This window comes from Pseudomonadota bacterium, from assembly GCA_039196715.1.
Classification (GTDB): Bacteria; Pseudomonadota; Gammaproteobacteria; order CALCKW01; family CALCKW01; genus CALCKW01.
In genome coordinates this window covers 1-19,010 of record JBCCUP010000083.1, presented here as the reverse complement: position 1 = coordinate 19,010, position 19,010 = coordinate 1, and the positions used below count along the sequence as shown (strand labels likewise).

At 66.0% G+C, this 19,010-nt stretch carries 17 protein-coding genes; 9 read left to right on the top strand and 8 right to left on the bottom strand.

Annotated elements, in window-relative coordinates:
* Window positions 1-236: 236 nt before the first annotated feature.
* From AAGA11_19685 to AAGA11_19665, 5 genes are read right to left on the bottom strand one after another with little or no spacing between them, the layout of a single operon-like run.
* Complete coding sequence (locus tag AAGA11_19685; protein ID MEM9605094.1) at window positions 237-1,343, bottom strand: mandelate racemase/muconate lactonizing enzyme family protein; 1,107 nt, start codon at window positions 1,341-1,343, stop codon at window positions 237-239.
* Window positions 1,340-2,950, bottom strand: coding sequence for a GMC family oxidoreductase N-terminal domain-containing protein (locus AAGA11_19680; protein ID MEM9605093.1), 1,611 nt, complete (start codon window positions 2,948-2,950; stop codon window positions 1,340-1,342). The genes AAGA11_19685 and AAGA11_19680 overlap by 4 nt, the downstream gene beginning before the upstream one ends.
* A gap of 12 nt (window positions 2,951-2,962) precedes the next feature.
* A complete protein-coding gene (locus AAGA11_19675) occupies window positions 2,963-5,020 on the bottom strand; it encodes a molybdopterin-dependent oxidoreductase (GenBank protein ID MEM9605092.1) in 2,058 nt (685 codons plus the stop codon).
* A gap of 52 nt (window positions 5,021-5,072) precedes the next feature.
* Window positions 5,073-6,251 carry an MFS transporter gene (locus AAGA11_19670; GenBank protein ID MEM9605091.1) on the bottom strand — a complete coding sequence of 393 codons (1,179 nt, stop codon included), beginning with the start codon at window positions 6,249-6,251 and terminating at the stop codon, window positions 5,073-5,075.
* Window positions 6,235-6,798, bottom strand: a complete 564-nt coding sequence (locus AAGA11_19665; protein ID MEM9605090.1) for a peptidylprolyl isomerase — start codon at window positions 6,796-6,798, stop codon at window positions 6,235-6,237. Before AAGA11_19665 ends, AAGA11_19670 begins: the two co-directional genes overlap by 17 nt.
* A gap of 294 nt (window positions 6,799-7,092) precedes the next feature.
* Here AAGA11_19665 and AAGA11_19660 point away from each other — a divergent pair, with 294 nt between their 5' ends.
* From AAGA11_19660 to AAGA11_19640, 5 genes are all read left to right on the top strand, one after another.
* Complete coding sequence (locus AAGA11_19660) at window positions 7,093-8,322, top strand: amino acid ABC transporter substrate-binding protein (protein ID MEM9605089.1); 1,230 nt, start codon at window positions 7,093-7,095, stop codon at window positions 8,320-8,322.
* 63 nt (window positions 8,323-8,385) lie between these two features.
* A complete protein-coding gene (locus tag AAGA11_19655; protein ID MEM9605088.1) occupies window positions 8,386-9,297 on the top strand; it encodes a branched-chain amino acid ABC transporter permease in 912 nt (303 codons plus the stop codon).
* Entirely contained in the window at window positions 9,297-10,331 is a 1,035-nt protein-coding gene (locus AAGA11_19650; GenBank protein ID MEM9605087.1) for a branched-chain amino acid ABC transporter permease, read from the top strand. The genes AAGA11_19655 and AAGA11_19650 overlap by 1 nt, the downstream gene beginning before the upstream one ends.
* Window positions 10,328-11,071 carry an ABC transporter ATP-binding protein gene (locus AAGA11_19645; GenBank protein MEM9605086.1) on the top strand — a complete coding sequence of 248 codons (744 nt, stop codon included), beginning with the start codon at window positions 10,328-10,330 and terminating at the stop codon, window positions 11,069-11,071. Before AAGA11_19650 ends, AAGA11_19645 begins: the two co-directional genes overlap by 4 nt.
* Window positions 11,071-11,943: an ABC transporter ATP-binding protein gene (locus AAGA11_19640; GenBank protein ID MEM9605085.1), complete on the top strand. Its 873-nt coding sequence runs from the start codon at window positions 11,071-11,073 to the stop codon at window positions 11,941-11,943. Before AAGA11_19645 ends, AAGA11_19640 begins: the two co-directional genes overlap by 1 nt.
* Before the next feature lie 10 nt (window positions 11,944-11,953).
* On the opposite strand, the gene AAGA11_19635 is transcribed toward AAGA11_19640, so the two are convergent.
* The 3 genes from AAGA11_19635 to aceA form a co-directional block, all read right to left on the bottom strand.
* Window positions 11,954-13,123 carry an RluA family pseudouridine synthase gene (locus AAGA11_19635; GenBank protein MEM9605084.1) on the bottom strand — a complete coding sequence of 390 codons (1,170 nt, stop codon included), beginning with the start codon at window positions 13,121-13,123 and terminating at the stop codon, window positions 11,954-11,956.
* Between the two features lie 48 nt (window positions 13,124-13,171).
* A complete protein-coding gene (locus tag AAGA11_19630; GenBank protein ID MEM9605083.1) occupies window positions 13,172-13,522 on the bottom strand; it encodes a DUF4440 domain-containing protein in 351 nt (116 codons plus the stop codon).
* 147 nt (window positions 13,523-13,669) lie between these two features.
* Window positions 13,670-14,980: an isocitrate lyase gene (aceA, locus tag AAGA11_19625; protein ID MEM9605082.1), complete on the bottom strand. Its 1,311-nt coding sequence runs from the start codon at window positions 14,978-14,980 to the stop codon at window positions 13,670-13,672.
* A gap of 233 nt (window positions 14,981-15,213) precedes the next feature.
* Between aceA and AAGA11_19620 the strand changes: the two genes are divergently transcribed.
* Genes AAGA11_19620 through hflD form a run of 4 tightly spaced genes read left to right on the top strand, consistent with a single transcriptional unit; the run spans window position 15,214 to window position 18,421 of the window.
* Window positions 15,214-16,191 carry a LysR family transcriptional regulator gene (locus tag AAGA11_19620; GenBank protein MEM9605081.1) on the top strand — a complete coding sequence of 326 codons (978 nt, stop codon included), beginning with the start codon at window positions 15,214-15,216 and terminating at the stop codon, window positions 16,189-16,191.
* A complete protein-coding gene (locus AAGA11_19615; GenBank protein MEM9605080.1) occupies window positions 16,175-16,645 on the top strand; it encodes an NUDIX hydrolase in 471 nt (156 codons plus the stop codon). The genes AAGA11_19620 and AAGA11_19615 overlap by 17 nt, the downstream gene beginning before the upstream one ends.
* Window positions 16,646-16,673: 28 nt before the next feature.
* A complete protein-coding gene (mnmA, locus tag AAGA11_19610; protein MEM9605079.1) occupies window positions 16,674-17,777 on the top strand; it encodes a tRNA 2-thiouridine(34) synthase MnmA in 1,104 nt (367 codons plus the stop codon).
* Window positions 17,774-18,421 (top strand): high frequency lysogenization protein HflD, encoded by a 648-nt coding sequence (gene hflD, locus AAGA11_19605; GenBank protein ID MEM9605078.1) that lies wholly within the window; start codon window positions 17,774-17,776, stop codon window positions 18,419-18,421. Before mnmA ends, hflD begins: the two co-directional genes overlap by 4 nt.
* The last annotated feature ends 589 nt before the right edge of the window (window positions 18,422-19,010 follow it).

The following is a 19,010-nucleotide window of genomic DNA, read 5'->3' as shown; positions in this document are numbered from 1 at the left end:
CGCGCGGTGTCGACAAGCGACGACCACGCTCCCACAGTGTTCACACCAAGCCGTGGGAGCTGCGTCCTCGTTTTAACGAGACGCGGCGAATGAAACACGGCGGCGCACTCGACCGTACCGACGCTCTCTTCGCCTGGTGTCGCTGCGCGACGACCACGCTCCCACAGCGTTCACACCAAGCCGTGGGAGCCGCGTCCTCGTTTTAACGAGACGCGGCGAAAGACGCTGCGCTGTGGTCAGGCGGTCTCGCTTTGGTGGTACTGCGCCTGCTCGAGCCAGCGCGGGTTGATGTCCACGCCCCAGCCCGGCGTGTCGGTTACGGTCACCTGCCCGTCCTGCACCCTGAACGGCGAGTTGACAAAGAGGTCCTGCTGCCATGGGTAGTACTCGGGGCCCTCGATCGAAAACTCGAGGTAGGGCCCGGCGCCGTCGATCGCACGCAGCAGGTGCATGGTGAACAGCGTCACCATCGAGAGGTTGGCGCAGTGCGGTGTCACCGGCAGGCCCGCGTGGTTTGCCATCGCGACCATACGCAGCGTGCGGCTGATGCCGCCGAGGTAGCACACGTCGGGCTGCACCACATCGACCGCGCGCATGTCGATCATGCGCCGCCAGGTCGGCAGGTCACAGTCCTGCTCACCGCCGGTCACGTCGAGCGACAGCGCGTCGGTGACCTGTTTGGTCTGCTCGAGCTCCCAGTAGGGGCACGGCTCCTCGAAATGCACGACGCCATGCTGCTCGAGCAGGTGCCCCACATCAATGGCCCGTGCAGGCGAAAAGCCGCTGTTGCCGTCGACCAGCAATGTTGCGTCGTCGCCGAGCGCAAGCCGCACCGCCGGCACCACCGCCTCGGTGCGACCGGGCCACTCGTCGACGTCGCGGCCACACTCGGCGCCGACCCGGAACTTGAACGCGTCGAAACCGTGCGCATCGCGCAGCGCTGCCAGCCGAGCACCCTCGGCTTCGCCGGTGATGTCGCGACGCATGCTCGACGCGTAACAGCGCAGCGGCCCGGGCGAACCGCCGAGCAAGGTCGCCACCGGAACGCCAGCCCGTTTGGCGTGCAGATCCCAGAGCGCGGTGTCGAGGCCCGCCAAGGCACGACGCAAGTACGACCCCGGGAACTTGTGTTCGCGTTCCGCGACGGTGTCGACGAGCGCATCAATGCCCGCGTCGGCTTGGCCAAGCACCCACGGCGCCACCTGCCGGTGCAGCACCTGCGCCGTGATATCGCTGTGGTAGGTCGAGACCTGGCCCCACCCGCTGGCGCCATCCGACGCCGTGACCCGCACAAAGCCGACGAATTCGGTGCACCAGCTTTCAATCCGCGAGATCGTGGTCACGCGTGGTCCTCCAGAATCAGTTGCCCTGCCAGCCGGCCCACCATCATGCATGGCGCGTTGGTGTTGGCTGAGGTGATGTTCGGAAAGCTCGACGCGTCGGCCACCCGCAGGCCACGCACGCCGTGCACCCGCAAGCGGGCGTCGAGCACCGAGTCGCGTGCATCCCGGCCCATGCGGCACGTGCAGCTCGGGTGAAAGTTCGTGCCGGCGCGCTCACGAAAGTCACGGATCAGTCCGTCGTCGTCGAGGATGTCCGGGTGCGGCGAGAAGGCGTTGCGGGTGATGCGCTTGAACGTGGGTGCCGCGGTCAGACCACGCAACAACGCACCGCCACGCCGGATGTCCTCGAGGTCCTTCTCGGTCGAGAGCGAGTTCGCCTGGATGCGCGGCGCCACGGCCGGGTCGCGGCTCCTGACTTCGACCGAGCCCCTGCTGGTTGGTCGGCAGGGGCAGAACGACAGAATGAAGCCGGGCTCCGGGTCGATGGTGGCGCGGAACTCACCTCCGCCGCCGCTGCTGTACGTTACCGGGTTGAGGTAGATCTGCATGTCTGGCACGTCGAGTTCGGGCCGCGAGCGCATGAAACCGCCGCACTGGTTGACCGGCAAACTGAGCGGCCCCCGGCGGCCGAGCAGGTAGCGTATGGCCGCTTTCGCCTGCCCGAGAATCGGGCTCAGCTCGGAGTTGAGCGTCGGCACGGTCGCGTTGTAGAAGTACGTCACCGCCAGGTGGTCTTGCATATGCTGCCCGACAGCCGGCAGATCAGCGTGTACCGGGATGCCGAGCGACTGCAGCAGCGTGCCGGGGCCAATCCCCGAACGCTGCAGCAACGCCGGCGAGTTCACCGCACCGGCGCTGAGGATGACCTCGCGCCTGGCCATCAGCGTGCGCCCATCAACCAGGGCGATACCCGCCACGCCGCCCTCGGCCCAGACCAGTGTCGACACCAGCGCGTCAGTGATCAAGCTGACGTTGGGTCGCGCGAGCGCGGGACGCAGGAAGGCATCGGCAGACGACCAGCGGCGCCCGTCGCGCGTGGTGCTGTGGAAGTAACAGAGCCCTTCCTCGCTGCCGCGCCGGTTGTAGTCGTCTGTCGTCGGCCAGCCGGCCTCGCGCGCCGCGTGGAGAAAAGCCGTGTTCACCGGGTGGCATTCCCGCCGCGTGTCCGTGACGTACAGCGGCCCCTCGCTGGACGTGTTCTCGCCGAGTCGACGCTTGTTCTCCATCGCCTCGTAGACCGGCTTGACATCCGACCACGCCCATCCTCTCGCACCGGCAGCAGCCCAGTCGTCAAAGTCGGCTGGCAGACCCCGGCAGTAGAGCATCGCGTTGATCGAACTCGAGCCTCCGACCACCTTGCCCCGCGGCCAGTAGGCCTCGCGGTCGGCGAGGCCGGGGTCCGGCTCGGTCCAGTACTTCCAGTTGACCGCTGCGTCGTTGAACGTGAACGCGTAGCCGATCGGCACGCGGATCGCCCACCTGCGGTCGTGGCCGCCGGCTTCGACCACCGCCACCGTGTGGCGCCCGTCCGCACTCAACGCCTCGGCCAACGCACACCCGGCGGAGCCGGCACCGACCACGATGAAGTCAACTGTGTTGTCGTCCACTGATCGAGCTCGTCAGGAAGCTGCACGGCGGACAAACACCGCCGTGTCGTGAAAGGCGGCGCCGCCGTTGGGTGGCGGCGAATCGGCGCCGACCAGTGCGTTCACGCCGAGGCCATCGCGGTAGGCCGAGTGCGGCCAGATGCTGTGCACGATCACCACGCCGCACTGAACGCCCTCGAAGGCGCTGACCGGCAGCGAGAGGCAGGCCCGCTCGTTGCCGATCTCGGCCCAGTCACCGTTCTGCAAGCCCAGCGCCACGATGTCGTCCGGGTGGATCAGAAGCAGCGGTTGCCCCTCGCGTCTGCGGTTCACCTCGCCCTCGGTGAAGCTCGTGTTCAGGAACCAGCGCGCCGGCGCCGTCACCAGACGAAACGGCAGCGCGTCGGTCGGCTGTTCAATCAACTCGACGTAGTCCGGCAGCGCCGGCAGCCGTCCCGCGGTGTCACCGAGGGCCCGCCAATCGGCGGAAAAATGAAACCGGCCGTCCGGGTGGTCGAATCCGTCGCGGAAATGCGCGGTGTGCTCGGGCAAGGCGCAGTCCAGCCGAACCCCGTCTTCAAAGGTGGTGTGTGGCGGATGCCCGGACGCGGCCAGCAGCGCGTCGATCTGCTCGATGTCCGACAGCCCGAAGTGCGGGTGCTCAACCCCGAGCCGCTGCGCCAGGGCGCGGATGACCGCCGTGTTCGACCACGCTTCGCCCGGTGGCTCCACCACTTTCAGGCCGAGCCCCATGTACGTGTGGCCACCGGCGAGGTAGAGGTCGTCGTGCTCGAGGAAGGTCGTCGCCGGCAGCACCACGTCGGCCATGGCCGCCGTGTCGGTCATGAACTGCTCGTGCACGCAGATGAAGAGGTCGTCTCGCAGGAAGCCGTTGCGCACGCGCACCGATTCGGGCGCCACGGTGACCGGGTTGGTGTTTTGAATCAGCAGTGCCGCCACCGGGGGCGTGCCTTGCATTTCCGCGCCGGAACCGTCGAGGATCGGCCCGATCCGCGATTGATCGAGCGTGCGGATGGCGGGCTCTGCGTGGTCCGCGCCGGTCACGAGCGCCTGGTTCATGTGGTACACGCCCGTGGCTTGCAGTGCGCCGCCACCACGCACCTGCCAAGCGCCGGTGACCGCCGGCAAGCACTGCGCGGCGTGCATTGACATGGCGCCGTTACGCGAGCGGGTGTGGCCGAAACCGAGCCTGAGGAAACTGCGTCGTGTTGCACCGTACAAGCGCGCAAAGGCCACGATCTCCTCGGCCGAGAGCCCGGTGATCGCTGCCGCCCAGGCCGGATCGCGCGCGCGCAGGTGCGCGTAGAACGCGTCGTCGGCGTCGGTCTGGCTGTCGAGAAACGCCTGGTCGGCCAGGCCCTCTTCGATCAGTACGTGCATCACCGCGCAGGCGAGTGCGGCGTCGGTGCCCGGTCGCAGCATCAGGTGCTGATCGGCTTTTTCGGCGGTGGCGTTGCGGTAGGGATCGATCACCACGAGCTTCGCGCCGTTGCGCCGCGCCTCGGCGACGAAATGCATGACGTTGACCTGGGTGTGGACCGCGTTGCAGCCCCAGATCACGATGAGCTCGGCGTCGAGCATCTCGCGCGGGTCGACACCGCGCCGGCTGCCGAGCCCCGCAACCACCCCCGGCACCGCGAGCGCCGTGCAGATGGTCTCTTTCTGCCCCGAGTAGCGCGCAGCGTGACGCAGCTTGTTGATCGCCTGCCGTTGCACGAGCCCCATGGTACCGGCGTACTGGTAAGGCCAGACTGCCTCGCTGCCATGGCGTTCGACCGCCTGCTGCATGCCGTTGACCACGCGGTCGAGCGCGTCGTCCCATTCGATCTCCACGAAGGCTTCGCGACCGATGCCTTTGGCCCCGGTGCGCAACAGCGGCCGCACGAGGCGATCGGGGTGGTGGTTACGCTCGCGGTAGCGGCTGACCTTGGCGCAGATCACCCCGCGGGTGTAGTCGTGATCGGGGTCGCCCTTGACCTTGCCGACCGTGCCGTCGGGCAAGCGTTCGACCAGCAAGCCACAGACACTGGGGCAGTCATGGGGGCACGTGCTGCGAACGGTCTCGACCATGGGAGTGCTTCCGTCAATCAGCCGGCGATTCTGACCGCAGGTTGCACGCGATTCAATCTCCGACCTGCGTGTTGATGCGCCAGGCCAGCGCCGTGGCGAGCGCGAGGAAACTGAACGCGAGCAAGGCCGGCAGGCCGTTGGCGCCGAAGGATGCCATCGACCAGCCGCCGACCATCGCACCCACCAATGCACCGCCGCCCCACACCACGCCGAAGGCCGAGGTGCCGGCGATCAGCTGCTCGCCGTCGAAGCGGTCGCCAAGCGCCTTGAGGGCCACCGTGTAGATACCAAAGCCGGTTGCACCGCCGAGTACCACGACCGGCCACTGCCAGACCGTGCCCACCACGGCAGGCAAGGCGACGAAACCGAGCCCGCACACAAGCGCACAGGCGCACATCACCCGACGGGCATCGACGCGGTCGGCGATCATGCCGATCGGGTATTGCAACACGGCGTTGCCGGCCACGAAGACGCTCAGGAGCGCTGTGGCGGCCGGCAGATCGAGGCCCTTGGCGAGGCCGTACACCGGCAACAGCGCCATGAGCGACGCGTCCATGATGGCAAAGACGGCGACCGTCCCGAGCAGCACCGGCGCGAGTGGCGCGAACTGCAACACCCCGATGCGGGATTCGGGCTCGGGCGCGGCCTCGCTGCCCGTCTCCCGGACACGCCACAGTGGCACCGTGCCGACCAGCAGCACCGCGGTGCCAGCGATGAACGGCGCCCAACCGTCCACGCCGAGCAGCCCGACCATCAACGGCCCGGCCGCGAAGCTCGCCGACAACAGACTTGCGTAGATCGCGACAACGCGGCCGCGGCGGCGGGCCCCGGAGAAGCGCACGATCCACACCTCGCTCAACACGTACAGGGTGGCAGACGCCATGCCCTGCACACCGCGTAACACGAACCAGATCGCGAGCGAATCGGTGATCCGATAGAGTGGAAAGCAGAGCGCACTGACCAACGCCGCGACGATCAGGCAGCGGCGTGCACCGAACCGCTTGACCAGCAGCGGAATGCACGGCGAGAACGCCAGGATGCCGAGGGGCACCATCGCGGCGTTCAAACCGATCAGGTCGGCGCTGTGGCCACGCTGTTCGAGCACCAGTGACAGCAGCGGGTAGCTGATGCCGAAGGCCAGTCCGAAGACGGTGATCGCGGCGCAGGCCGCAACCAGGTTGCCGAGCTGGACGTCGTCGTCCGGCCGCGCCGCGCTACTGGTGTGCGACAACCGCAGCGTGCTCGATGACAACCCGCTCGCGCGGCACGTCGCGGCCAAAGGGGCCGGCCGGCCCGGTGGCGACCCCGGCGATCGCGTCGACCACGTCGTTGCCGTCAACGACCGCGCCGAACACCGCATAGCCCCAGCCGCGCGCGGTCTTGGCGGTGTGGTCGAGGAAGGCGTTGTCCGCGACGTTGATGAAGAACTGGGCGGTCGCGGAGTGCGGGTCGTTGGTGCGCGCCATGGCGATGGTGTAACGCGCGTTCTTCAGGCCGTTGTCGGCCTCGTTCTCGATCGGCTCGCGCGTGGGCAAGCGGTTGAACTCGGTGTCGAAGCCCCCGCCCTGGATCATGAAGCCCGCGATCACACGGTGGAACTGGGCGCCGTCGTAGTGCCCGGCGTTGACGTACTCGATGAAATTGGCTGCCGTGCGGGGTGCACTTGCCTCGTCGATCGCGAGGGTGATCGCACCGCGGTTGGTCTCGAGCACCACGCGCGTTTCGGCGGCGAGGGCGGAGCAGAACAGCGACGCAAGGCAGAGCAACAGGACACGCATGGCAAGGGGCCTCCAGAGACAGACCACACACTATAGCTGTCCGGCCCCCTGCTGACAGCGGCTGCATCCAGCCGCACCACAGCCGCCGACTGGCGCGCCTTTTTTGGTCAGACGAAACAGAACCGCAACGTCACCCCACACCCCTAAACCGGAACAATATCGCCTTTTTATCCGCTTACTTGTACTGGAATGCCGAACCCAGTTACTCTGTGAAACGATTCCGGAACACCACGGAACGGCCACACCGACGAGGGCTACGCACCCTGTGTCGACACACTCAATTGGAGGTTTTCCATGCGTCCAGCGTTTCAACTTGCAAGCGTGCTGTTTGCCGCGTCGGCGTTTTTCGTCGCCCCGTCAGCGCACGCCGAAGACTGCGGCGAGATCCACCTCGGGTCGGCCATCTCGCTGACCGGCAAATACGCGACCAACGGCATCCACGCGAAGAACGGCTACGAATTCGCGATCGAGAAGATCAAGGAGGCCGGCGGCATCAAGATGGGTGACGCGTGTTACAACTTCAAAGTCACCTACTACGACGACGAGTCCAAGGGCGACCGCGGTGCGACCCTGGCCGAGCGCCTGATCAACCAGGACAAGGTCCAGTACATGCTCGGACCCTACTCCTCGGGCCTGACCAAGGCGATCGCACCGGTGACCGAAAAGTACCAGATCCCGATGGTCGAAGCCGAGGGCGCCTCGCGCTCGCTGTTCAACAAAGGCTACAAATACCTGTTCGCCGTCCTCTCCACCTCGGAGCAGTACCTCGCGTCCGCGATCACGCTGGCCGCTGAAAAAGCGCAGGAAAACGGCAAGGACCCGAGCAGCGTCAAGGTGGCAGTGGCAGTCGAAAACGACCCCTTCTCGCTCGACATCCGCGCCGGCATCCTCGATGACGCAGCCCGGTACGACATGAAGGTCGTGATCGACGAGAAGCTCCCGCGCGACCTCTCTGACATGTCGGCCATCCTGACCAAGGTCAAACTGATCAAGCCGGACGTGCTGGTCGTCAGTGGCCACTCCAAGGGGGCTGCGACCGCGGTGCGCCAGATCGACGAGATGCAGGTCAAGGTGCCGATGATCGCACTCACGCACTGTGAGGCGGCCGACGTCACCGGCAAGTTCGGCGACGCCGCCAACGACCTGCTCTGCGCCACCCAGTGGGCCGAAACGCTGACCTACGAGGACGAGATCTTCGGCTCAGCGGCGAACTACGAGCAGGAGTTCAAGGCGGCGTACACCGAGTACGAAACCAAGTCGGTGCCGTACCAGACCGCTCAGGCCTCGGCGGCCGTGTACGTCTTTGCCGACGCCTTCGAACGCGCCGGTACGATGGACAAGGAAGCCATCCGCGACGCAATTGCCGCAACCGACCTCTCGACCTTCTACGGTCAGATCAAGTTCTCCGAGTTCGGCAACAACATCGCCAAGCCCATGGTGCTGCGCCAGATCCAGGACGGCAAATACAACGTGGTCGCCCCGTCCGCGTTCGCATCGCACCCGCTCAACTGGCCGCGCAACTAAGCGGCCCCGCACCCCTCCGGGCCCCGCCCGGAGGGCTTTGTCCCTCCTCACCGAGCGCCTGACATGGATCAAATCCTGGTCAACCTCCAACTGTTGGCCCAGTTCCCCGTGGTCAACATCAAGATCATCCTCGACGGCATCATGATCGGCGCGCTCTTCGCGCTGGCCGCCTACGGGCTGGCCCTCGTCTGGGGCGTAATGAACGTCAAGAACCTCGCCCAGGGGGATTTCGTGATCGCCGGCGGCTACGTCGCCTGGTACCTGGCGGGGCTCGGCCTGCACCCGCTGCTCGGTGTGCCGGTGGCCTTCGTGCTGCTGTGGGTGATCGGCTGGGTCTGCTACAAACTGGTGATCTCGCGGGTCATCGAACGCGACCTGTTCACGTCCCTGCTCGCGACGTTCGGCCTCGCCATCATGCTCGCGCAGATCATGAATCTGCTGTTCGGCTCCGACACCCAGAGCGTCGACCTGGACATGGACACGCTCTACTTCTTCGACGGCTTCGTCGACATCCCGATCGCCAAGCTGATCGGCGTGCTGATGGCCGCCGCGCTGGCCACCGGCGTCATCCTCTTCATGAAGAACAGCCGCATGGGCCAGGCGATTCGTGCCACCGCGCAGGACGCCCGCGCCGCCCGCGTGCTCGGCATCGACACCGAGAAGGTCTACGCCTTCACGTTCTCACTCAATGCGGCCATCTGCGGCGCCGCCGGCGCCATCATCGTCATGGTCTGGGTCATTCAGCCCTTCTACGGCATCACCCACTCGGTGCGCGCCTTTGTCATCGTGACCGCCGCCGGGCTTGGCAATCTGCCCGGTGTGATCGCCGCCGGCCTCGGCATCGGCGCCCTCGAGCAGTACGGCGCGATGATCTTCGGCATCGGCTACCAGCAGGCCATCGCCGTGATGCTGCTGCTGTTGGTGCTGGTCTTCAGACTCGTGCAACAACGGCGTAAACGGCAGGTACTGCAGTGATGAACAAGACCCTTCTCCACGCTGTGCTGCTGGCGCTGATCGTCGTCGCCCCGTTTGCCTTTCCGGACTTCCGCACCCAGCTCGCGACCCTGTGGCTGATGATCATCGTCGCGCTGACCTGGGACATGACCGGCGGCCAGATGGGCTACAACTCGCTCGGCAACATCTTCTTTTACGGCACGGGCATGTACGTTGCGGCGGTGGTCTGCATCGCCATGGCGCACAACGTCGCCGAATACACCGACGCCTCGGGCGGCGGCATCTTCAAATTCACCGACGCACAGTACTTCGGCGGGCTGATCATCGGCGTGATCGCCGCCGGGCTGTTCTGCTCGATTACCGCGTTCATCATCGGCTACGTCACATTCGGCCTGCGTGGCCCCTACTTCGCCATCGGCACGCTCGGTGTTGCGATTGCCGCGGGTGAGCTTGTCTCCAACTGGGACTGGGTCGGTGGCGGCCAGGGCATTGCACTGCCGGTGTACCCCTACGACCTCGACCAGGGCAAGCTGTTCTTCTACGCCCTGTTCGCGATCACCGGCATCGGGCTTTTCGCCTTCCTGAGCTGGTTCTACCAGACCCGCTTCGGCGCTGCGATCAACGCGATCCGCGACGACGAGGAAAAAGCCGAGGCGATGGGCATCCACACCCTGCGCTACAAGCTCACGACCTGGTCGATCGCGGCCTTCTTCGTCGGCGTGGCCGGTGGCATCTCGGCCTTCCAGCTCATCCACTTCGAGCCGCTGGAGACCGCCTACCAGACGATCAACCTCGGCATTTTCATGGTCGTGTGCGTGCTGCTCGGCGGCAAGGGCACGCTCTGGGGTCCGGTGATCGGCGCGATCATGTTTCACGTCTTCAAGGAAGTCACCTGGAACTACTTCCTCGGATGGCAGTGGGTCGCACTCGGCGCGCTGATCGTGGTGACAGTGGTGTATTTCCAGGACGGTGTCATGGGCTACCTGCAGTACCGCTACCCGGCCTGGTTCGGCATCACGGTCGAACAGGACAAGCCCGCGGAGTCGTCCAAATGAGCGCCATCATCGAGGTGAGCGGCGTCAGCAAGTCCTTCGGTGGCGTGGTCGCCAACAAGGACGTCTCGGTCGCCGTCGAGCGCGGCGGCATCACCGGCCTGATCGGCCCGAACGGCTCGGGCAAGACCACGCTGTTCAATTCGATCGTCGGCTACCACCCGATCGACGGTGGCAGCATCACCTTCGAAGGGCAGGAGATCTCGCAGCTCAACGTGCAGGAGATCGCCCGCCTCGGGCTGCTGCGCACCTTCCAGCAAACCCGCATTTACGGCGCGATGGACTGCGTGCAGAACATGCTGATTTCGGTGCCCCACCGCAAGATGGCCTTTGCCGAAGCCTTCCAGAAGCACTCCGCCGCCGAGCACAAACGCGCCGAGGAGTTGCTTGCCTTCGTCGGCCTCTACGAGAAGCGCAAGCTGCGCGCCGGCTCGCTCTCCTTCGGCCAGCAGAAGCTGCTCGAATTCGCGATGGCCCTGATGAACGAACCCGCCTGCCTGTTGCTCGACGAACCCACCGCCGGGATCAACCCCACGCTGATCAACGGCCTGATCGACCGCCTGGTGCGCGCGAACAAGGAGTTCGGCATCACGCTGTTCATCATCGAGCACAACATGCGCGTGATCATGAACATGGCGGACACGGTCTACTGTCTGGCCCACGGCGAACTGCTCGCCTCCGGCACGCCCAACGACGTGCAGAACGACCCGCGCGTGATCGACGCCTACCTCGGAGCGCACTGATGACCGAATCCGACAGCAACAAGATCAGCGGCTACGGCGCCGGCGGCGTCGACACGGTCTTCTCGGTCGACGAAGTCGCGCGCAAGGCGGCGGAGATTGCCGAGACCATCGACGTTGCCGAGCTCGACGCACTGGCCAACAACGCGCCCTTCCTGCACATCAGCGACCTGCACGCGGGCTACGGCCAGATGGAAATCCTGCACGGCATCGACCTGCGCGTCGGGCGCGCGCAATCGCTCTGCCTGATTGGCCCGAACGGCGCCGGCAAGTCCACCGTGCTGCACGCCATCTTCGGCTTCAACAACGTCTTCTCGGGCAACATCAAGCTCGGCGATGCAGGCAGCGAGATGGACGTGACCCGCCTGAGCCCGAACCAGAAACTGGCGAAGGCCGGCATCGCCTACATCCTGCAGGACAAGTCCATCTTCCCCGGCATGACAGTCGAGGAAAACCTCTGGATGGGCGGTTTCCTGAAAGACCAGCCTGCCCAGGCGAAACAGGCGGCCGAAACGGTGTTCGACCGCTACCCGCGCCTCGCCGCGCGCCGCAAGCACCTGGCGAAAGTGCTCTCGGGGGGTGAGCGGCGTTTGCTCGAGATCTCGCGTGCGCTGGTCATGAACCCGTCCGTGTTGCTGGTCGACGAGCCCTCGATCGGGCTCGAGCCGCGTTTCATCGACATGGTGTTCGAGATCCTCGACGACCTGCAGAACAAGGAAGGCAAGACCATCGTCATGGTCGAACAGAACGCCAAGAAAGGGCTGGAGTTCGCCGACATCGGCTACGTCATGGTGTCGGGCCAAATCGCCATCGCCGGCAAGGGCACCGACCTCCTCGCCAACCCCAAGGTCGGCGAACTCTTTCTCGGCGGCTGACCACACCGCCTCAGAACGGCACCGCAGCCTCCAGCACCAACGGCGCCGAGTCGTGCAATCTCGGCACTGTCAGTCGCCGCGCGTGCAGGCACAGGCGCTCGGCCGGGTGGCCGTAGAGCGCGTCGCCGACGATCGGCGCGCCAAGCCCCTGCCGGTGCGCCGCGTGTACCCGCAACTGGTGGGTGCGCCCTGTCTCGGGGTGAAAGGCGACGCGGGTGGTGCCGCCTGACACCGACAGCCGTTCCCAGCGCGTCACCGCCGCCTTGCCGCTCTCGATGCAGACGCATTGACGGGGCCGGTTGAGCGGGTCGAGCGCGAGCGGCAGCGTCACCTCACCGCCCGGCGCTGCGAGTTCGCCGTCGAGCACCGCCTCGTAACACTTGACCACACGACGCTCGGCAAACTGGCGCTGCAGAAAGCGGAGCGCGCCCGGCGTCTTGGCCAGGACCAGCAGGCCACTTGTCGCCTGATCGAGGCGGTGCGCCGCCCTGACCCGCGGCCCGATGGTCTGCTGCAGCGTGCTCTGCACATCGGCGGCTGTCGTCAAGCCCGGCACCGACAACATGCCCGCGGGTTTGTCGACCACAATCACGTGATCGTCTTCAAACACGGCGCGAATATCGACGCAGCCCCCGCCTTCGTCGGCCGCGGCCTCCATCGCACGGAACACCGTCTCTCCCAGCATCGCACGCACCAACGGGCGGCATCGGCCACGGCTGGCCGGGTAGCAGCGGCCATGGTGGCGCAGGCCGTCGGCCGAGGGTGCGTCACACCAGATTTCGGTGCTCGCGAGCGGCTGCCAGCCACGCTGCAGGGCATGCGCGAACAGCCGCGCTGTCAGGGCACGGTCGAGGTCGCTCGGCTCACCGCGCGGAAACACGGCCGAGCGCGCCACCGTGCTGCCGTCGAGGCACGGCAGCGTGGCCGGCAAGCTCAGGGGCGGGAGTCCAAGCGCCTGCGTCGCCGCGGGCGGCCCCGCACGCAGCACGCGTGGGCCATCGGCACTCTGCGCCAGCAGCACACCGTAGAGCCCCACCCAATCGCCGGGGCCGAGCCGGTCAACCTCGGCGAGCAAGGCCTCGGCCTCGGCGCGCGCCATCGGGTGCGGCGTGCGCGCCCAGGGCGACACACACGCCAGCGGTGATGCAGTATCAGGGTCGCACAGCGGCCGGTCCTTCACCGCGCGGATCTCCGCTGCACCCACGCCGGGACCGCGCGTGTCATGTGTTCAACCGTCGAGCGGTGTCTGTTGGTGCGCACAGAGTTGCCAGCCATTGTCGGTGCGGCGGTAGGCCGAGACACAGTTGGCCACGCGGGTGCTGCCATCGTGGCCAGTGCCCTCACCGCGGTACACCAGGACCGCGTGCTCGCCGAGTGCGAGCGTGTGTTGCTCGCCCATGGCGACGTCGCTGCACGGGCCGATCTCACCCATCTGATCGACGAACGCATTGCCTTTGAATATGCCCATCGGCGGCGGAAAGGCGTACACCGCGTCGTCGGCCAGCACCGTCTTGTAAAACGAGCGCCCTTCGAGCCACATCCGGCGTTCCAGCGCCCACACCTCGTCAAACTCGGCCATCGTCGTGTCTCCGTTCCGGGAGCCGACACTATAGCGCCACGCGGGCCCGCTGCGACGGTGTCGGGACCGAGCTCGCATGGCCGCGGCAGCGGGCAAAAAAAACCCCGCGGCACGCGCGGGGTTTTGGCAAGCCAGTGGATCTGCAGGTCAGAACTGGTCCTCTTCGGTTGAGCCGGTCAACGCGGTCACCGAGGACGCGCCGCCCTGGATCACCGTGGTGACGTCGTCGAAGTAGCCGGCACCGACTTCCTGCTGGTGAGCAACAAAGCTGTAGCCGCGCTCGGCTGCCGCAAACTCCGGTTCCTGGACCTTCTCGACGTAGTGCTTCATGCCTTCGCCGCGGGCGTAGTGGTATGCCAAGTCGAACATGTTGTACCACATGTTGTGGATACCGGCGAGCGTGATGAACTGGTACTTGTAACCCATGTCGGCAATCGCCTGCTGGAAGCGGGCGATGGTCGCGTCGTCGAGGTTCTTCTTCCAGTTGAAGCTCGGTGAACAGTTGTAGGCGAGCAGCTGATCCGGGTATTTCGCGTGAATCGCGTCGGCGAATTTCTGTGCTTCGTCGAGGTCCGGGGTTGCAGTTTCACACCAGAGCAGATCGGAGTACGGTGCGTAGGCCAGGCCGCGTGCGATCGCCTGGTCGATGCCGCAGTTGGTGCGGTAGAAGCCTTCGGCGGTGCGCTCACCGGTGCAGAACGGCTTGTCGTAGTCGTCCGCGTCGGAGGTGAGGAGGTCGGCCGCGTTCGCGTCGGTGCGTGCGAGCACAATGGTGGGCACGCCCATGACGTCAGCTGCGAGGCGCGCCGAGACGAGCTTCTGCACCGCTTCCATGGTCGGCACCAGCACCTTGCCACCCATGTGGCCGCACTTCTTCACCGCGGCGAGCTGGTCTTCGAAGTGGACGCCGGCTGCGCCGTTCGCGATCATGTTCTTCATGAGTTCGAAGGCGTTCAGCACGCCACCGAAACCCGCTTCGGCGTCGGCCACGATCGGCAGAAAGTAGTCGGTGCCGTTCTCGTCGTCCGGGCTCACGCCACGTGACCACTGGATTTCGTCCGCGCGCTTGAAGGTGTTGTTGATGCGGCGCACGATGGTCGGCACCGAGTCGTAGGCGTACAGGGACTGGTCGGGGTACATCTGCTCGGAGCTGTTCGCGTCCGCAGCCACCTGCCATCCGGACAGGTAAATCGCCTCGATGCCGGCCTTGGCCTGCTGCATCGCCTGGCCGCCGGTGAGTGCGCCCATGCAGTTGACGTAGCCCTTCCGTGCGTCGCCGTTCACCAGGTTCCACAGCTTCTCCGCACCGCGGCGAGCGAGGGTGTGCTCGGGCTGGATCGAACCGCGCAGGCGCACGACGTCTTCGGCGGTGTACGGGCGGGTCACACCTTTCCAGCGGGGGTTTTCAGCCCAGTCTTTCTCGAGGGCATCGATCTGAGCTTGGCGACTCTGAGTCATCTTTCGGGTCCAGAAGTGAGGGGGTGTCAAAAAGGGCTGCAAGAAAAGGCGCACTTTGCTGCTGGCCGTGCCATGGCAGTGCATTAATTTTCATTGCAAACGAAACTATTTCAGGCGCGCATAGTAATGGCGGTGAAACACCGAAACAAGACTATGGCCGTGATGCAGAGTATTAATTTTCGATATACTCGACTGGTTCACATCCTCCCCCACCAACCACTGTCCCGACAGGCATGAAAAAGAACGCCAACCGGCTTCGGCAGCTGCGCGCGTTTTGCCACGCAGCCCAGAGCAACAGTATTTCCAAGGCCGCCGAGAAGCTCGACATCAGCCAACCGTCGGTGTCGCTGCAAATCCAGGCGCTCGAGAAGGAACTCGATGCGCTGCTGTTCGAACGCCGGGGCCCGCGCATCTCGCTGACACCGGCCGGCGATGCGCTGTTGCAGCTCGCACAGCCGCTGGTTGACGGCATGGACAAGCTGCCTGAGGCCTTTCGGGCGAGCGTCGGCCATGTCGACTCGGGCTACCTCGACATTGCCGCGGGCGAGTCCACCCTGCTCTACATCCTGCCCGAGATCACCAAGCGGTTTTGCGAGCGCTTCCCGCACGTCACGGTGCGGCTGCACAACGTGACCGGCCACGACGGCATGACGAAGCTGCGCGCGGACGAGGTGGATTTTGCCGTCGGCTCCATGCTGGACGTGCCGGAAGACCTGACCTACCACCCGATCCACGACTACACGCCCACGCTCATCACGGCACCGGAGCACCCGCTGGCCAAGCGCAGCGACATCGCACTCGCGGACATCAGCCCCTACGGCCTGATCCTGCCGCCGCGCCACCTCGCCACCTGGCGGGTGGTGGAGTTGGTGTTCCAGCAGCACAAGGTGCCCTACCAGGTGCAGATGGAGGCCGGTGGCTGGGAGGTGATCAAACGTTACGTCGCGCAGAACCTCGGCATCAGCATCGTCACCAGCATCTGCCTGCAGGGCGATGACAACCTCTTCACCTACCCCCTTGAAACCTACTTTCCGATCCGCACCTACGGGGTGATCGTGCGCCGCGGCAAGTTCCTGACACCGCAGGCGCGCGAGTTTCTGAACACCATGCAGGCGGGGCTCGCCGACCAGCGGGAACCCGCGCCGCACCACTCGCTTCACCCGGCACGCCGGGGCGACCTACAGGTTTCTCCCTTTGTCGACGCCAGCTGAATCCGCGACCCACCACCCCGTCTGGACGCCGCGCATGACCGTGTCGGCGGTGATCGAAGACGCCGGTCGCTACCTCATTGTCGACGAGGTGGTCGACGGGGTGCGCGTGATCAACCAGCCCGCCGGCCACCTCGAGGCCGGCGAGAGCCTGCTCGAGGCCGTGGTGCGCGAGGTCCGCGAGGAAACACAGCGGGCGTTCGCGCCCTCGGCCATCACCGGCGTCTACCGCTGGACCGCCGCGGGCGGCACCACCTTCCTGCGGGTGAATTTCATCGGCACCGTCGGGGCCGTGGACCCCGCCCTCGTGCGTGACCCCGACATCGACGACACCCGCTGGCTCGACAGGGACGAAATTGCCGCGTCGGCGCTGCGCAGCCCGCTGGTGCTGGCCTGCATCCGCGACGCCGAGGCCGGCCACCACTACCCGCTGGAGCTCTTGCGTGAGCTCGCTTAAACAGGCACTCGCGCTGGTCGGGCCGACGTTGCCGGCACCGGGCAGCGCGGTGGTGGTCGGCATCTCGGGCGGTGTGGATTCGGCGGTCACGGCACTGCTGCTGGTCGAAGCCGGCCTCGATGTGCGCGCGGTGTTCATGCAGAACTGGGAAGACGACGACGCGGAGTGCACTGCACGCCAGGACTACCGTGACGCGGCCGCCGTCTGCGCGCAGCTCGGCGTCGAGATCGAGGCGCTCAATTTCGCCGACGAGTACTGGGACCGGGTGTTCAGCCACTTCCTCGCCGAGTACGGCGCCGGCCGCACGCCGAACCCCGACGTGCTCTGCAACCGCGAAATCAAATTCAAGGCCTTCCTCGACCACGCCCTGGCGCGCGGCGCCGACGCGATTGCCACCGGCCACTACGCACGACACGCGACACGGGACGGCGCGCCGGCCCTGCTGCGCGGCGTCGACAGCAACAAGGACCAGACTTACTTCCTGCACGCACTGACCGAGCCGCAACTCGCGCCTGCGCTGTTTCCGCTCGGTTCGCTGCAGAAGGACACGGTGCGCGAGATCGCACGCGAGGCCAAGCTGCACGTGCACAACAAGAAGGACAGTACGGGCATTTGTTTCATCGGGGAGCGCCACTTCAACGCGTTCCTCTCGACCTACCTGCCTGCCCAGCCTGGCGATATCGTGACCGAGTCCGGCGAGGTCATCGGCCGGCACACCGGCCTGATGTATTACACGCTCGGTCAACGCAAGGGCATCGGTGTCGGCGGCCGCGCCGACGCGAGCGGGGGCGCCTGGTTCGTGGCCGAGAAACAGCTCGGGCCCAACCGCTTGCTCGTCGTGCAGGGCGCTGACCACCCGCGCCTGATGCGCCAGCACATGCGCGTGGAGCAACTCAGCTGGTGCCGAGTGCAACCGACGTCGGCAAGCCTACGATGTACAGCTAAAATCCGGTATCGGCAGGCGAACCTGCCGTGCACGCTCACCGTGCACGGCGACAACACCGGCGAACTGCACTTCGATGTGCCCGTGCGCGCCGCGACACCCGGTCAATCTGCCGTGTTCTACCTCGATGACGAGTGCCTTGGCGGCGGCGTCATCGCCGATTTTCACACCGACCGTGGCGATTCGTGAAAAAGACGCTTGAAAACCAGGTTCTGGCGCTCGCGGCCGTGGTCAACTGCGCCGAGTTGGTCGCCGACATCGCGACCGAGGGCAGTTGCGACCGCGTACAGCGCGCCGTCATGCTCGAGAGCATCTTCTCGATCGAATCGGATTCGCTCGACACGGTCTACGGCAGCCGCGACAACCTGTTGCCCGGGCTGCAGCGTATCGTCGATCAATTTAAGCCAAACCGCGACGTGCGGGTGCACGCCGCGCAATACCAGGTATCGCTGATTCAGCTGCAGTACCAACTGATGAAACGCGCCGAGGCGCGCTCGGCGCTGCGGCGTGGCATCGAACAACTGGCCGAGTTCCGCGAGATGCGCGGCGGCGAGCTGGACGACACCGTCGTCAACCGCCTGTCAACGCTCTACCAGGACACCCTCAGTACCCTCAAACCGCGCATCATCATCCGCGGCCACGCCGCGCACCTCGCCGCCCAGGACAAGGCCGACACCGTGCGCGCGCTGCTCATGGCCGGCGTGCGCGCAGCGGTGCTGTGGCGCCAGGCCGGCGGTTCACGCTGGTCGCTGCTGCTCGGGCGCCGTGCCAGCATCCAGACTGCCCAGCATCTGATCGACACCCTCTCGTCCGAGCCACGCCAGTTGCATTGAGCGGCCCTCGTATCGCACAGTAGGGTCAGTCCTGCACATCACTCGCCGGTCAATGCGGTGACACGTGCGCCACCTGCTTCCGATCCTTCGCCGCGTCTTGCCTCGCAAGGACGCGGCTCCCACAGTGTCATAGGGCGACGGGACGTCTTGTGGGAGTTTCGACCTTGCTGCGCTGTTGAGGCGCAGTAAGCCGGGGGGCCGCCTGCGGACGAATGCGGTGTGTGCGCGAGCCACGGGGCTTCGCCGCGTCTCGCTCCGCGAGGACGCCGCTCCCACGGCACTTTGGACGCACTCAGATACCTGTGGGAGTTCCGGCCGTGCTGTGCCGTTCAGGCGCAGCACGCCGGACGAATGTAGTGTATCCGCAAGCCACGGGGCCCCGACAATTCGCCGCGTCTGGCTTTGCCAGGACGCGACTCCCACGGCGTACCCCAAACCCCGTGGGAGTTTCGACCTTGCTGCGCTGTTGAGGCGCAGTAAGCCGGGGGGCCGCCTGCGGACGAATGCGATGTATCCGCAAGCCACGGGGCTTCGCCGCGTCTCGCTCCGCGAGGACGCCGCTCCCACGGCACTTTGGACGCACTCAGAT

What these genes read in the sequence shown, in the direction of transcription:
- AAGA11_19620 (MEM9605081.1), top strand. Translation starts at nt 15,214, where the DNA reads ATGAAAAAGAACGCCAACCGGCTTCGGCAGCTGCGCGCGTTTTGCCAC.
- aceA (MEM9605082.1), bottom strand. Translation starts at nt 14,980, where the DNA reads ATGACTCAGAGTCGCCAAGCTCAGATCGATGCCCTCGAGAAAGACTGG.
- AAGA11_19650 (MEM9605087.1), top strand. Translation starts at nt 9,297, where the DNA reads ATGAACAAGACCCTTCTCCACGCTGTGCTGCTGGCGCTGATCGTCGTC.
- AAGA11_19640 (MEM9605085.1), top strand. Translation starts at nt 11,071, where the DNA reads ATGACCGAATCCGACAGCAACAAGATCAGCGGCTACGGCGCCGGCGGC.
- AAGA11_19660 (MEM9605089.1), top strand. Translation starts at nt 7,093, where the DNA reads ATGCGTCCAGCGTTTCAACTTGCAAGCGTGCTGTTTGCCGCGTCGGCG.
- AAGA11_19645 (MEM9605086.1), top strand. Translation starts at nt 10,328, where the DNA reads ATGAGCGCCATCATCGAGGTGAGCGGCGTCAGCAAGTCCTTCGGTGGC.
- AAGA11_19655 (MEM9605088.1), top strand. Translation starts at nt 8,386, where the DNA reads ATGGATCAAATCCTGGTCAACCTCCAACTGTTGGCCCAGTTCCCCGTG.
- AAGA11_19630 (MEM9605083.1), bottom strand. Translation starts at nt 13,522, where the DNA reads ATGGCCGAGTTTGACGAGGTGTGGGCGCTGGAACGCCGGATGTGGCTC.
- AAGA11_19665 (MEM9605090.1), bottom strand. Translation starts at nt 6,798, where the DNA reads ATGCGTGTCCTGTTGCTCTGCCTTGCGTCGCTGTTCTGCTCCGCCCTC.
- AAGA11_19675 (MEM9605092.1), bottom strand. Translation starts at nt 5,020, where the DNA reads ATGGTCGAGACCGTTCGCAGCACGTGCCCCCATGACTGCCCCAGTGTC.